Here is a 13494-nt window from a genome sequence, read left to right as displayed (position 1 = left end):
AGAGGGTTATGGATGACGCGGAATAAAAAGCGATTTCATTACGCCGGACTCTTGACATTATTGCTGGTGAGCGCATTTTTTCTGGGGGGGCGCCTGATCTATTTGTATCTCGCGGATGCTACCCGTTTTCCTGTTAATACGGTGAAGGTAACAGCTACCTATCAGCACATTTCCCATCAGCAACTGGAAGCCATACTGTCTGATTATCTCAGTAACAGTTTTTTTTTCCTGCCTGTGGGGCGTTTGCACACGGAATTGAGTGAGCTGGACTGGATCAGTCGTGTCCGTGTGGAGCGGGTATGGCCCGATAGTTTGAAAATTGTTTTGATAGAAAAAAAACCGGTCGCGATCTGGAACAATGCCTTGCTCACCAAAGACGGGGACGTGTTCAATGAGGGGGGGGCGGTGGAGGATTTTTTCCTGCCGAAATTACGTGGTCCTGCTAACCAGCAACATGAAGTCTTACAAGTTTACAAAAAAATGAGTAAGATATTGTCAATGTATGGTTTGCACGCGGCGTCACTGGAATGGCGTGATAATCACGCCTGGGAGCTCACTCTGGCCAATGGTGTTCAGGTGAGGCTGGGTAAGCGGGATCTGGAATTGCGAATTACACGGTTTTGTAAAGCGTATCCTGCTGTTTTTGCGGATAAATCGGAACAGTTAGCCAGTGTTGATTTACGATATCCGCGCGGCATGGCGGTGCAATGGAAAAAATAAGCGGGAAGATAATGGCAAAAAAATCAGAAAAAAATATCATTACCGGTTTGGATATCGGAACGTCGAAAGTCGTCGCTTTGGTCGGCGAGGTGGCTGTTGACGGAGCCATAGAAATTATCGGTATAGGACGCCACCCTTCCCGTGGACTCAAACGGGGCGTGGTTGTGGATATTGAAGCGACCGTTAACTCCATCCAGCGTGCCGTGCAGGAAGCGGAACTCATGGCGGGTTGTGAAGTCCGAACGGTTTATGCCGGAATCGCCGGCAGTCATATCCGTAGTTTGAATTCCCATGGTATTGTGGCAATTCGCGATCAGGAAGTGTCGCAGGCGGATGTTGAACGGGTCATTGACGCAGCCAAGGCGGTAGCGATCCCGGCGGATCAGAAAATACTCCATATCCTGCCGCAGGAATTTATTATTGATAATCAGGGCAGCATTCGCGAGCCGATAGGTATGGCCGGTGTACGTTTGGAAGCCCGTGTCCATATTGTGACCGGAGCCGTCAGTGCCGCTCAGAATATTGTGAAATGTGTGCGACGTTGCGGTCTGGACGTAAATGATATTATTCTTGAGCAACTGGCTTCCAGTCACGCGGTGTTGACCGAGGATGAAAAAGAGCTGGGCGTGTGCCTGATTGACATCGGGGGTGGTACTACGGATATCGTTGTTTTTGCTGAAGGCGCTATTCAATTTACCTCTGTTATTCCCATTGCGGGCGACCAGGTTACCAATGATATCGCCATGGCGTTACGGACGCCAACCAAGGCTGCTGAAGCCATCAAGATTGATCATGCCTGCGCCATGCCCGAATTGGCCAGTGCCAATGATATGATTGAAGTGACCAGCATGAATGACAGGCCAGGCCGTAAAATATCCGCAAAAGTCTTGTCTGAAGTGGTTTCCGCCCGTTATGAGGAGTTATTCTCTCTGGTGAGAAGTGAACTGCGACGCAGCGGATTTGAGCAACGTATTGCTGCCGGCATGGTAATGACCGGAGGCGGTTCCAGTGTCAGAGGGGCCATAGAATTGGCTGAAATGTGTTTTGAAATGCCGGTACGGCATGGTTGTGCCCACCATGTTTCAGGTTTGGCTGAAGCCACGGTCAACCCTGTTTTGGCAACAGGTGTCGGGTTATTATTGCACGGACTTCAGCAACAATATGAGGGGGGCTATAATGCCCCGGTGTTGAGCATGAATGGCAAAGGCTTATGGAAGCGGATGAGAGAATGGTTTCAAGGTAACTTTTAACTAACCTTGCAAGACACGAAATTTCTTGGCAATTCGGCAAGTAAATTTTAAATAAATCAATCGGCAGAATTAGAGAGGGGAGAGGCAGCGATGTTTGAATTAATGGAAAGCCAGGAAAACAGTGCCGTTATCAAAGTGGTTGGTGTTGGCGGCGGCGGCGGTAATGCGCTGGAACATATGGTCGCGGAAAATATTGACGGCGTTGAATTTATTTGCGCCAATACGGATGCGCAGGCGTTGAAGAACTCCAATGCAAAAATTCATATTCAGTTAGGTGATAACCTGACCAAAGGCCTGGGAGCCGGTGCCAATCCGCAGATTGGGCGAGAGGCGGCTGAAGAGGATCGCGAGCGTATTCGTGATGCGCTGGAAGGTGCTGATATGGTCTTTATTACCGCTGGCATGGGAGGCGGTACGGGAACCGGTGCCGCGCCTGTATTTGCCGAGGTGGCCAAGGAATTAAATATCCTTACCGTAGCAGTCGTGACCAAGCCGTTTTCCTTTGAGGGAAAACAACGTGCTCTGGCGGCCGAGGATGGGATTCGGCGTTTGGGAGAGCACGTCGACTCGTTGATTACGATACCCAATAACAAGTTGCTCAGCGTTCTGGGTAAAAACATCAGTTTGCTCAACGCGTTCAAGGCGGCAAATAATGTGTTGCTGGGAGCGGTGAAAGGTATTTCTGATCTGATCACCCGGCCCGGACTTATTAACGTCGATTTTGCCGACGTACGTACGGTTATGTCTGAAATGGGTATGGCTATGATGGGTACGGGCAGCGCCACCGGTGAACAACGGGCGCGCCAGGCCGCGGAAGCCGCCATTGCGTCGCCGTTGCTGGAAGATGTTAATTTTTCAGGTGCCAGAGGTATCCTGGTTAATATCACGGCAGGACTGGATATGTCGATTGGCGAATTCGAGGAAGTCGGCGATGTCGTCAAGGAGTTTATTTCGGATGACGCTACTGTTGTGGTCGGAACCGTTATTGATCCTGAAATGACCGATGAGATGCGAGTTACGGTGATTGTCACAGGACTCGGCGATACGCGCACACGCAGTGCCGTGTCTCAATCAACGGGCCAACAGACCAAAGCCCGATTTTCCGACTCCATGCGTAGCGACGGAACTCTTGACTATCAGCAGTTCGACAGGCCGGCCGTGATGCGTAGACAAGCTGCGCCATCGTCTTCGGCACCGGCTTCCGTTTCCAAATCATCCAGTGAAACATCCGTACCTGATGTCGATTATCTTGATATCCCGGCGTTTCTTAGGCGACAAGAAGAACAAGTTGATTAAATAATAAACGGCCTTTGGGCCGTTTATTGTGGAAAATTACGAAAAAGTTAGACTAATCAACAAATTGCTGCTATGATTTGGTCGTTTATTGCGCGTAAAATAAAAGGGTACAGAGATAAGGTGATCATTGAATGATAAAACAAAGAACTCCTAAAAAAGTGATTCAAGCAACGGGTGTAGGCTTGCATTCCGGTGAAAAAGTTCTTCTTACCTTACGTCCCGCGCCGATTAATACCGGCATTGTTTTCAGGCGTACTGACTTAAATCCGGTCGTTGAAATTCCGGCTTCCTATGATCATGTCGGTGATACCATGCTCTGTACATCCTTACATCGTGACGGTGTCAAGGTTGCCACGGTTGAGCACCTTCTTTCCGCGTTTGCCGGTTTGGGCATCGATAATGCCTACGTTGATGTGAACGCCGGTGAAATCCCAATCATGGATGGCAGTGCCGCGCCTTTTGTGTTTTTGATTCAATCCGCGGGTATTCGTGAACAGAGTGCCGCCAAACGTTTTATTCGTATTCTCAAGCCTATTCGTGTCGAGGATAATGGCAAATACGTTCAATTTTTACCTTATAACGGGTATAAAGTTTCCTTCACCATAGAATTTGATCACCCGGCCTTTAATGATAAACCGCAAACGGCCAGTTTTGATTTCTCCGGTACGTCCTACGTCAAGGAAGTATGTCGTGCGCGAACCTTTGGTTTCTTATCCGATTATGAAAAATTGCGTGAATGCGATTTGGCCAAAGGCGGCAGTATGGATAATGCCATCGTGGTTGATGATTACCGTGTGCTAAATGATGACGGATTGCGTTTTGAGAGTGAATTCGTCGCCCATAAAGTTCTTGATGCCATCGGCGATTTGTATCTTCTGGGCAGCGGTTTAATCGGTGCCTTTGAAGGATATAAATCAGGACACGAATTAAACAATCGGTTGTTGCGTGAATTGATGGTGCGTCAGGACGCTTGGGAATATACGTATTTTGATGCGGAAAATTATCAACCTTCTATCGCCGCCGATTTTTTCCCGGTAGAAGCATAAGTCCTCATTCCATGTCATAGGGCGTGTTTTACAATTCATTACCACGTCCTGTGTGCCACGCCCTGTTTTACCTCCGTAGATGGTATCAATCCAATAATCGTTTTGAACCCAGATTCGCAAGCGCCTTTTTTAATGGGGGATAATGACAAAGATCTCCAGCCATGAGAATGGCTTGGCGAGCCTGGGGTGACAAAGCAGGTTGATTGGTCGGTTTTTGCGGCTTTAGCCATGTCTCCTGCATGTCTATAATCTTGATTTGAATCGATGATAGCTGATAGAGTCCCGCTTCTCGCCGTAATTTGTCTCGAATGTCCGGCAGTTCATAACGTAGTTCCGTTGCAAAGGCCGGATTTGTCGTTATAACGACTAAGCATCCCTTGTTAAAACTTCCTGCCCTGCAATGATCACGCAAGTGGGGTTTTAGGTAAGAATGTAATAAGGCGTTGAGTGTATCCAGTTGTACGGACTTTTGGCATATTTCCAGGATTTGTCTATTTAAACATTGATTTATTTTACGCATGGAACATACCAGTTATAGCCTGCAAGCACGCCTTGCAAGCACGTTCCGGATTGTGATGATCCAGAGATGAAAAACATGTCCCAGCATAGCAAATTTGCTGGTTCTATCCTATGATATTTGCTATAAAAACAATGAGGATAACAATGAAGGATAAAAACGAAGACAATGTGGTCTATGTGGCGGGGTTGCATTGGATATTATTTTTCTGGCCTGTTGCATTGGCTATTGTGGCGATAGCTCTAGGATTGAAATTTTCCCCGTTGAAAGAAGTGTCTCTTTTTCTGGTGCTGTTTGCGTTGGCCTGGACTGCGGTGACCTGGGTGACCTTTCATTTTTCTTCCCTGACGATTAAAAAAAAGCAAGTCATTTTACGAACCGGTATTTTAGTGCGAAAAACCACTGATATCCCGATGACCAAGATTGAAACCATTGACATAAGCCAATCCGTTCTTGGCAGTATTTTTCGATATGGCGCCCTGGTCATTACAGGCACAGGCGGAACAAGGCATTACATTAACTACCTTACCAGACCACTGACGTGCCGCCGTTACATTGAACAGCTGATGCATGAGTTGTAAGCATTGGTCCGAACCGTTTCTTCCAGGTACGATAGGTACGATCACTCCGTTGGCTCAAGGCTTGCAACATCAGACTGATCTGGTCACTTTATGCGATGGTCGCAAGTGGGTTTGCAAATTATTTGCCAGTCGCACCTGGCTTGGTGTTTTAAACCACGATGTACTGGAGATGACGGAAGAAATCGCCTGCCAGGTTGCCGAAAAACTCCGGATCACCAGTAAGGCTTATCATCCCGGTTGTAGCAACCGGTTGCGGACGACAGATAACCGCTCGGCTTTGATAAAACGTCATGTCCCCGGTGAGACTCGTTTAAATACCACTCCGGCAGATGCTCTAAAACTGGGCAATATCCTGGCTCGGATCCATGCTCTCAAATTGTATCATCCGCTTGCCAGACCGTTCCCGGTAATAGATGCGTCATGGCTCGATAAAGACGAACCGTTCTGGCTCAAGCCTTATTTAGAAGCATGTCATCGTTCCCGTTATCACCGCAGTGAGGAATGGGTAGTGAGTCATCGTGATTTGTATCAGCAAAATATTATCTGGACAAAAGACGATACGCCGCATTTACTGGATTGGGAAAGTAGTGGATTAATCCATCCCTTCGTTGAGTTAATTGGCCTGGCTGTTAACTGTGCCGGGATTGTCATGGGTCAATTTGACCGGCACGTTTATGCGGCTGTGTTGCAGGGATATGCGGATACGATGCCAGGATTACCGAAAGATGATGACATTTTATGGACAATGACCATGCACAGTTGGTTGCTTTGGTATGTTTTCTGTGTGCGAAGCGGGGGAACACAGGAGAAAAGGGCGACCCTGGCCATCATGGAAAAACTTTTGCAATGGCAACCGGAGATGAAAGCGCTGTACGCCCATCTTTGTAAATAAAATTGTAAATGCCAGCAAGCCCTTTCTCTCTTCCAAAAAAGGGGCAATTCCAATAATTGTTGCCGCCTCGACAGGTGCACAGAAGGTAATGTATTTATTCGACCCTGTTTTTAGGGAAGCAACAACTATACTTTAATAACATTAGGTCGTGTTGTCATGAGATTTATCGGCTGCAAATTGAGGATGGAAGGAAAAGACATGAAGCAAGCCCTTGTTCTTGCAGGTATCGTTCTGATGTTTGGAGGCTTTTCATCCGGCTACGCCATGCGGTGCCAACAAAACCTGGTATATGAAGGGGATAGCAAATACATTGTGCTTAAGAAATGCGGTGAGCCGCTGGCCAAAGACATGTATGAAAATCCCGAGATACTTTTCAGCGAGTACGACGTTCCTTATACGGACATTGGCAATGTGTATGAAGTCTGGACCTATCAACGTTCATCCAATGAATTCCTTTATGAGGTGTTGTTTGAAAATGGCCGCGTTAAGTCCATTAGTGCTAATCGGAGCAATTTTTAGCAATAACTCATCGGCTCTGCGAACAAAATTATTTTTGCACCATTTTTTAAAAAAATCCTGTAGCTCGTTAAGGAGGCCTGCGGTCGTATTGCGGGTTTCATTTCCCAATAACGTACTCCACAGGACAGGTAAATTATCCCGCATTACGGCTTCGCCTTCATAGCAGGTGACAAGAAACGATGTTCCTGATTTCAGTAATACTTGTGCCCCTATGATGCTTATTATTGCCGATGAATAAACGGGCAAAGTGTTTATTTATATTAATACTGGATTAATATAAATACTGTACTATGTCCGTTATTATTTAGCTTATCGGGATAGTAAAACAATGGCGCAAGACTTCTCAATCGTATCATCATCGGATTATTTGCAAAAATTAACGGCTTTGGGCATTGATTCCGGGTTAATTAAAAAAAATCTTGAGGAAGCTGACTATCAAAGGGTGTATGACTATAAATTAAGACTCAGCCAGGAATACTGGGGTGTGCCCCTTGATATAACGCAAGACTGGCAATTACAATGCCTGAAGGGTAATGTTGCCAAAATATCAGGCCTGGACATCGCGAGATCCTGTGATAACCAGGGTTTAAACCCCTCTCATTATAGTGCCTGGTCAGGAAACCCGGATGCTTTGTCCTGGGTCAAGCATCATCACCCGGAGTTGTTGACCAAAAAAGACAAATATGGCCGAACGATAGCTCATTATGCTGCCTGGTCAGGAAACCCCGAGGCCTTGGGTTGGGTATTAAAGCATTATCCTGAATTGCTTATTCGAAAAGACCGGTATGCTTACACTATTGCTCATTATGCTGCCTTGTCCGGCAGTCCTGCGGTCTTATGTTGGGTGAAGAATCACTATGATGAATTACTCGCGAAAATAAGCGGCAGTAATCTCAGTTTTATCGATTTTGCCGCTTACTCAGGAAATTCCGAGCAATTGAATTATGCCATAGCTTGTAGTGACAAACCGCACGAACTCAAGATTTCAGGTGATATCCGCGATAAGGAAATCTTCATAAGACTGTTTTTAAAAGCGTTGGTAATCAACTATAGTCTCACGAATATAGTCCTGCCTTTCAATGCAGATAGCACTTCTGTGAAAAAAACAGAGATTTTGTGCGCAAGGAACAAAAAACTGAAAGAGGTATGCCAACAGTTTGAGACGGTATTACAAGGAGTCTTGCAACATAATGACCACGAAAACCCGGAGCATTTATCCCGATTATCCGATGTTAATATTTTATTTAACCTCTTTAATGAATTATTGTCTCCCAACGAGATGAACGAATATTTAGCTCGGGAAGTTTTTAAAAAAAATCTCCCTGAACTCAATGACCATAAACGTCAATTGCTGGCTCAGTACACTATTTCGCAAGATATGGCTTGGGATATTTTTAACAAAATGATCCACAAAATGCGTCCGGAGCAACGATTTACCGCTACGTACGAAGAAAAAATCCTGAAAACCTTATGGCATCTCCTAGTGCGGGTGGATTCTTCTGCTAATTATTGGCCATGGGCTGAGAAAAATCAGGATATCAGGACGCTGCTGGAAGCGTTGCAAGAAACTGTTGAATCGTGCACGAACCAGTCGGAGCTTAAGAAGGCAATCATTACATTTTACCATTTTCATAAGGAGCAAATCACTCATCAGCGTAATTATCTACCCCGCTGGTTTCAATCGAATCATAAAACGGCGATCCAGCAGCTGTTTGATAAGGTGTTTGCAATCGCAGGCATTAGCCAGGATGAGTTATCTGTTGTTCAGGGCAATGAAATTCCTGTATCCCGCAGGGCGCTTAATCCTTAATCCGCACTTTCGGAATAATCGCACCCCTCTCGTGGACAAAGAATTTGCTTGCCGGAGCGTTTGGTTTCCTTGACCGTCAGTAATGGCCAGGCACATTTCGGGCAAGGTTTGTCAACAGGTTCATTCCATAAGGCGTAATTGCATTTGGGATAATTGCCGCAGGAGTAGAAAATCTTGCCTTTACGGGATTTTCGCTTCAGGATTTTTGCCTGGTGACATTGCGGGCATTCCACTCCGGTGTCCGCGGGTTTTTCAAGCGGTTCTATGAATCGGCAGTCGGGGTAGTTGCTGCAACCGATAAATCGGCCGTAACGTCCTGTTTTGATATGCAGCGGGTGGCTGCATTGCGGGCATGCTCGGCCCTCCACCACATCAGGCTCGGATTTTTCACCCCCCGGACTGTTCAAATCCTGTGTGTAATCGCATTCGGGATAGCCTGTACAACCAATAAAGCGCCCGCGCTTGCCGAGGCGAATGGCTAAAGGCTTGCCGCATTTGGGACAGGCTTCATCAAGTGTTTCGGTTGTCACGTCTTTACGTTGCACCTGTTCGTCGGTTTGATGAACCTGCTGAATAAACGGTTGCCAGAACTCTTCAAGCACCGGAATCCAGTCGCGTTCCCCGCGGGATACGGCATCCAGAGTATCTTCCAGCTGAGCTGTAAATTTATAATCGACGTAGCGGGTAAAATACCCGGTCAGAAAGCGGTTTACGATACGGCCAACATCGGTTGGTACAAAACGTTTTTTATCAACAATGACGTATTCGCGTTGTTGCAAGGTATGAATGATGGACGCGTAAGTCGATGGGCGGCCTATGTCGTACTCTTCCAGAGCCTTGACCAACGTCGCCTCGGAATAACGGGGAGGCGGCTCGGTAAAATGCTGGTTGGCCAGAATATCTTGCAGTTTGATTTTTTCGCCGGTTTTCAAATTAGGCAGCAACATGGCATTTTGGTCGTCGTCACTTAAATCGTCCCGTCCTTCTTCGTATACGGCGAGAAATCCTGAAAAGACTACCGTTGAGCCGTTGGCTCTGAAAATATTACCTTCACCGCAGGTCAGATCGACTGCAACGGTGTCCAGCACGGCTTCCGCCATTTGGCAGGCTATGGTTCGTTTCCAAATCAGGCTGTAGAGCTTGAACTGGTCGGCCGTTAATGATTCCCGAACCATTTCCGGGGTACGTTTGATGGAGGTTGGCCGGATCGCTTCATGAGCCTCCTGAGCGTTTTTCGACTTGGTTTTAAATAGTCTTGCCGTTGACGGGCAATTATCCTGGCCATAGCGCTGGACAATAAACGATCTTATTTCCTCAATGGCTTCGGAAGCCAGATTCACCGAATCGGTACGCATGTAACTAATGAGACCCACCGTGCCGGAACCGATATCGATTCCCTCATAAAGCTGTTGGGCGACCATCATGGTTTTTCGCGCCGTAAAACCTAATTTGCGCGCGGACTCCTGTTGCAATGTGGACGTTATAAAAGGGGCGGCTGGTTTGCGTTTGCGTTGTTTTTTCTCGATGTTGGCGACCAGGAGTGAGCCTTGTGCCAGATCGAGCAGATTTTTTCTGACCTGATTGGCATGATCGCCCTCATGGATGGTGAACTGTTGCAGTTTTTCTTGTTGATAGTGAGTCAGGCGAGCTTCAAATGCTGTTTTTTCGTGTTCGCACTGAGCCAGTATGCGCCAATACTCTTGCGCGACAAACCGTTCAATTTCTTCCTCTCGTTCTACAATCAAACGTAAGGCCGGGCTTTGTACCCGTCCTGCAGACAGTCCACGCCGTATTTTTTTCCATAATAACGGCGACAGGTTGAAGCCGACCAGATAATCCAGTGCGCGCCGCGCCTGTTGCGCGTTGACCAGATCCATGGATATTGAACGGGGGTTGTCAATGGCGTCCCGTATGGCGGATTTGGTTATCTCGTTAAAAAAGATACGATGCACTTCCTTATTGTCGAGCAAGTTTCGTTCTTTCATTAATTCATAGACGTGCCAGGAAATGGCCTCCCCTTCGCGATCCGGGTCGGTTGCCAGCAAGAGCGAATCGGATTTTTTCAAGGCTTTGGCAATGGATTCGATGTGGCGCGCATTTTTTTCAATAGGGCTGTAGGTCATCTTGAAATGCTGATCAGGATTGACTGAGCCTTTGCGTGCGGGTAAATCCCGGACGTGTCCGTAAGAGGCGAGGACATCGTAGTCCTTGCCGAGATATTTCTGGATAGTTTTAGCTTTCGCGGGTGATTCCACGATAACCAAATGTTTGCTCATAGGGAGTTGGCCTTACTTTTTGAAATTATCAATGCAACGGTAATTCGTCTTCTTTCTGGTATAGCACAAGATCAAGAAAAGCAAGTTGTGAGGGATCGAGATGTTCCGCCAGAGTGTTGCGAATGGTCCATTTTGTTTCTTGCAGGGTCACGAAACGGGAATCCGAGAAAAGCAATTGATTGATGATCTGTTCCAGTGTTTCAGGGTTAATAACCTTCCAGAGCATTATTCGCATCAGAAACTGATAGCTGGCCTTGGTGAACTTCAATTGTTCATCGGAGGTAAAAACTCGTGTCGCATACTGTTTTGCCGAACGAATGACAAGAGTACTGTCCTCCAGGTTCCTGCTGTCCGTGAGTTCCGTTTCTTCCACCACCGGTGTCTGCTCGGTTTTCTGCTGAGATTTGTTTTCCTTAAGCTGTGATAAACTTTTTTCAAAAAAATTCATCAACATCTCCAATAAGCTATCTTTCATTATGCACACCTCATATAGCCGCCAGGTACGGCTTTGACAATACCCTGAACTTCCAGTGCGGCCAAATCACAGGCCACCGCTTCAATGCTTAATCCGGAACGGATTGCAATCTGATCCACCGTTGTGATCTCAAAGCCAATGCACTTTACTAGGTTTTCGTTATTTGTTGCAAGAGACGATGGCGGGGTATTCATTTTTTCGGACTGTCCGGACAATCCAAACTCTTCCAGTACGTCTGCAGTGGATGTAATCAATTTCGCACCTTGCTGTAACAAAAAATGACACCCCCTGGCTTGCGGATTGTGAATGGAGCCTGGTATGGCCATGACATCGCGATTTTGTTCCAAGGCTAACCGGGCCGTTATCAGTGAACCACTTTTAATTGCCGCTTCAACAATCAAGGTGGACAACGATAAACCACTTATTATACGATTTCTGCGTGGAAAATGTCCAGCGTTTGGTGAGCTATTCAATGGAAATTCGCTGATGAGCAAGCCTTGTTCACTGATGCGACGGGCTAACGCCTCGTGACGTCTCGGATAAACGCAGTTCACTCCCGTACCCATAACAGCAATGGTTTTTCCCCCGGCGGCCAGACAGCCGGTATGTGCCTGCGCGTCGATTCCCAAAGCCAGGCCGCTGACGATAGTTATTTGATGCTTTGCCAGCTCAAACGCAAAACGTCTGGCCGTTTCCTCGCCTGTTATGGATGGCTTACGAGATCCGACCATGGCCAGGCAAGGTTGCTGAAAGGCGTTTAAATCGCCCATCGCGTAAAGCGCTATGGGCGGATCGTGTATTTCACGAAGCAATGCCGGATAACGGGGGTCTTCCCAGGTCAGAAGATGGTGATGATCGGTTTTTTCCCAGGCCAGATCCGCTTCAATCGCGGCCATGTCAAAACGGCAAATGGCTTCCGCCATTTTTGAGGGAAGCCCTATACCCGTTAACTCATCCACGGAGCGGGCAAATACCTCACCAAGACAAGGCCAGTGCCTTACTAATTTCAGGGCGTGGCGCGGCCCGATGCCGTTGATGCGATTTAGTGCGAGAAAATAAGGTTTGTTATTCATGGATTCGTGATTTTATCCTGCAAATGCACGGTTCGAATGGAGCGAACAACCAATGCAAAACTGGTTTGGCTGAAGGTGCGAAACACCATCACTTCCCCCACCCGCTCGCGGGGCAGCTCAATGAGTTTCTCCGGGCAGAGGGGATCTGGCACAAGCCGTTTCGTCGAGTATATCCCCAATACATCGCCTTCTTCCAGGCCGGCGTCATCCCCGCGGTCAATGACCGCTACGAATCCGACGGCACCCTGGGTGTAACCGCCCGGCAAATCAATAATGGAGCCGTTAATGGGAAAATTGGGTGCCTTGGGTTCAAAATAGAGATCGAATTCGGGAAAATCATTGAGGATCACACGATCTTTCAGCTTGACGCCCTGGGTGATCTCGGTGAGGACGATAGTGGCCGGTTCGCCGCCACTCACCAGATTGCCGTACCCTACCTGGGTGGCCAGATACCCGAGGATGCGGTGGCTGATCGGCTCCAGATACGGGGGCCCCGGCCGGTAAATCGCGTAGGAAATAGTTGCTCCCCTCGGCATGGTTTTATCGGGGTGCAGCGCTTTGACGTACAATTCATCCCCTTGTCCTCCACGAAGACGTTCACCGGAGTAAGCCACCACATAAGGCGAGTTCATCAGATAGTCATGATCCATGACCAGGGACGCATTGAGAAACGGTTTGATATCATTTAACGGGATGGCCGGAACGGCGTCTTCTGCGGGCATCGGCCGTACATTAGGTGATAATTTGATGGTTCCGTTGGATAAAACCCTGATGTAGGGCCTGCTTTGATAAAAGCGGATTTCCAATACGGCACCGGGATACAAACGGTTGGGATTTCTTATTTTCGGATTGGCATGCCACAATGCTTTCCATTCCCAGGGCCGATCCAGGTATTTGTTCGCTATAGACCATAAGGTATCCCCCGGCTGCACGACGTATCGCTTGGGATAATCCGAGCGCAGAGTGATTGGTAGTCTTTCCGATGCCAATGCTTCTATAGAGAAAATCAGACAAAAAATTATCAGCATGTATCGCATTG

At 47.5% G+C, this 13494-nt stretch carries 13 protein-coding genes; 8 read left to right on the top strand and 5 right to left on the bottom strand.

Annotated features, from left to right (window positions below):
- Window positions 1-12 precede the first annotated feature (12 nt).
- The 4 genes from CKW05_RS13840 to lpxC all read left to right on the top strand — a co-directional run bounded on the left by CKW05_RS13840 (window position 13) and on the right by lpxC (window position 4312).
- Complete coding sequence (locus tag CKW05_RS13840; protein WP_058482750.1) at window positions 13-720, top strand: cell division protein FtsQ/DivIB; 708 nt, start codon at window positions 13-15, stop codon at window positions 718-720.
- A gap of 11 nt (window positions 721-731) precedes the next feature.
- Window positions 732-1970 (top strand): cell division protein FtsA, encoded by a 1239-nt coding sequence (gene ftsA / locus CKW05_RS13835; protein WP_058482994.1) that lies wholly within the window; start codon window positions 732-734, stop codon window positions 1968-1970.
- 90 nt (window positions 1971-2060) lie between these two features.
- Complete coding sequence (gene ftsZ, locus CKW05_RS13830; protein WP_058482749.1) at window positions 2061-3266, top strand: cell division protein FtsZ; 1206 nt, start codon at window positions 2061-2063, stop codon at window positions 3264-3266.
- Window positions 3267-3397: 131 nt separating this feature from the next.
- Window positions 3398-4312 carry a UDP-3-O-acyl-N-acetylglucosamine deacetylase gene (gene lpxC / locus CKW05_RS13825; RefSeq protein ID WP_058482748.1) on the top strand — a complete coding sequence of 305 codons (915 nt, stop codon included), beginning with the start codon at window positions 3398-3400 and terminating at the stop codon, window positions 4310-4312.
- Window positions 4313-4397: 85 nt separating this feature from the next.
- Here lpxC and CKW05_RS13820 read toward each other — a convergent pair whose 3' ends face one another.
- Window positions 4398-4832 (bottom strand): DUF721 domain-containing protein, encoded by a 435-nt coding sequence (locus tag CKW05_RS13820; protein WP_058482747.1) that lies wholly within the window; start codon window positions 4830-4832, stop codon window positions 4398-4400.
- A gap of 143 nt (window positions 4833-4975) precedes the next feature.
- Between CKW05_RS13820 and CKW05_RS13815 the strand changes: the two genes are divergently transcribed.
- The 4 genes from CKW05_RS13815 to CKW05_RS13800 all read left to right on the top strand — a co-directional run bounded on the left by CKW05_RS13815 (window position 4976) and on the right by CKW05_RS13800 (window position 8631).
- Window positions 4976-5410, top strand: a complete 435-nt coding sequence (locus CKW05_RS13815; protein WP_095140667.1) for a PH domain-containing protein — start codon at window positions 4976-4978, stop codon at window positions 5408-5410.
- On the top strand, window positions 5400-6302 hold the full coding sequence (locus CKW05_RS13810; RefSeq protein WP_058482746.1) for a phosphotransferase: 903 nt from the start codon (window positions 5400-5402) through the stop codon (window positions 6300-6302). The genes CKW05_RS13815 and CKW05_RS13810 overlap by 11 nt, the downstream gene beginning before the upstream one ends.
- Before the next feature lie 198 nt (window positions 6303-6500).
- The gene (locus tag CKW05_RS13805; protein WP_058482745.1) at window positions 6501-6821 is read left to right on the top strand and encodes a DUF2845 domain-containing protein; all 321 of its coding nucleotides are present in this window, start codon (window positions 6501-6503) and stop codon (window positions 6819-6821) included.
- A gap of 328 nt (window positions 6822-7149) precedes the next feature.
- Window positions 7150-8631 carry an ankyrin repeat domain-containing protein gene (locus CKW05_RS13800; protein ID WP_058482744.1) on the top strand — a complete coding sequence of 494 codons (1482 nt, stop codon included), beginning with the start codon at window positions 7150-7152 and terminating at the stop codon, window positions 8629-8631.
- Here the strand turns inward: CKW05_RS13800 and topA are convergent.
- The 4 genes from topA to CKW05_RS13780 are packed head-to-tail and all read right to left on the bottom strand — an operon-like array spanning window position 8628 to window position 13492.
- Window positions 8628-10907 (bottom strand): type I DNA topoisomerase, encoded by a 2280-nt coding sequence (gene topA, locus CKW05_RS13795; RefSeq protein WP_058482743.1) that lies wholly within the window; start codon window positions 10905-10907, stop codon window positions 8628-8630. The two genes, CKW05_RS13800 and topA, sit on opposite strands and share 4 nt — an antisense overlap.
- Before the next feature lie 28 nt (window positions 10908-10935).
- Complete coding sequence (locus CKW05_RS13790) at window positions 10936-11382, bottom strand: DUF494 family protein (RefSeq protein ID WP_058482742.1); 447 nt, start codon at window positions 11380-11382, stop codon at window positions 10936-10938.
- The gene (gene dprA / locus CKW05_RS13785; RefSeq protein WP_058482741.1) at window positions 11382-12455 is read right to left on the bottom strand and encodes a DNA-processing protein DprA; all 1074 of its coding nucleotides are present in this window, start codon (window positions 12453-12455) and stop codon (window positions 11382-11384) included. The genes CKW05_RS13790 and dprA overlap by 1 nt, the downstream gene beginning before the upstream one ends.
- On the bottom strand, window positions 12452-13492 hold the full coding sequence (locus CKW05_RS13780) for a LysM peptidoglycan-binding domain-containing protein (RefSeq protein ID WP_058482740.1): 1041 nt from the start codon (window positions 13490-13492) through the stop codon (window positions 12452-12454). The genes dprA and CKW05_RS13780 overlap by 4 nt, the downstream gene beginning before the upstream one ends.
- Between the last annotated feature and the right edge of the window lie 2 nt (window positions 13493-13494).

Source organism: Legionella spiritensis, assembly GCF_900186965.1.
GTDB lineage: Bacteria > Pseudomonadota > Gammaproteobacteria > Legionellales > Legionellaceae > Legionella_C > Legionella_C spiritensis.
This window is presented reverse-complemented; position numbering and strand designations above follow the sequence as displayed.

Coding starts and splice junctions, on each gene's coding strand:
- ftsA (WP_058482994.1), top strand. CDS start 732: ATGGCAAAAAAATCAGAAAAAAATATCATTACCGGTTTGGATATCGGA.
- CKW05_RS13805 (WP_058482745.1), top strand. CDS start 6,501: ATGAAGCAAGCCCTTGTTCTTGCAGGTATCGTTCTGATGTTTGGAGGC.
- lpxC (WP_058482748.1), top strand. CDS start 3,398: ATGATAAAACAAAGAACTCCTAAAAAAGTGATTCAAGCAACGGGTGTA.
- CKW05_RS13820 (WP_058482747.1), bottom strand. CDS start 4,832: ATGCGTAAAATAAATCAATGTTTAAATAGACAAATCCTGGAAATATGC.
- ftsZ (WP_058482749.1), top strand. CDS start 2,061: ATGTTTGAATTAATGGAAAGCCAGGAAAACAGTGCCGTTATCAAAGTG.
- topA (WP_058482743.1), bottom strand. CDS start 10,907: ATGAGCAAACATTTGGTTATCGTGGAATCACCCGCGAAAGCTAAAACT.
- CKW05_RS13800 (WP_058482744.1), top strand. CDS start 7,150: ATGGCGCAAGACTTCTCAATCGTATCATCATCGGATTATTTGCAAAAA.
- CKW05_RS13780 (WP_058482740.1), bottom strand. CDS start 13,492: ATGCGATACATGCTGATAATTTTTTGTCTGATTTTCTCTATAGAAGCA.
- CKW05_RS13790 (WP_058482742.1), bottom strand. CDS start 11,382: ATGAAAGATAGCTTATTGGAGATGTTGATGAATTTTTTTGAAAAAAGT.
- CKW05_RS13840 (WP_058482750.1), top strand. CDS start 13: ATGACGCGGAATAAAAAGCGATTTCATTACGCCGGACTCTTGACATTA.
- CKW05_RS13815 (WP_095140667.1), top strand. CDS start 4,976: ATGAAGGATAAAAACGAAGACAATGTGGTCTATGTGGCGGGGTTGCAT.
- dprA (WP_058482741.1), bottom strand. CDS start 12,455: ATGAATAACAAACCTTATTTTCTCGCACTAAATCGCATCAACGGCATC.
- CKW05_RS13810 (WP_058482746.1), top strand. CDS start 5,400: ATGAGTTGTAAGCATTGGTCCGAACCGTTTCTTCCAGGTACGATAGGT.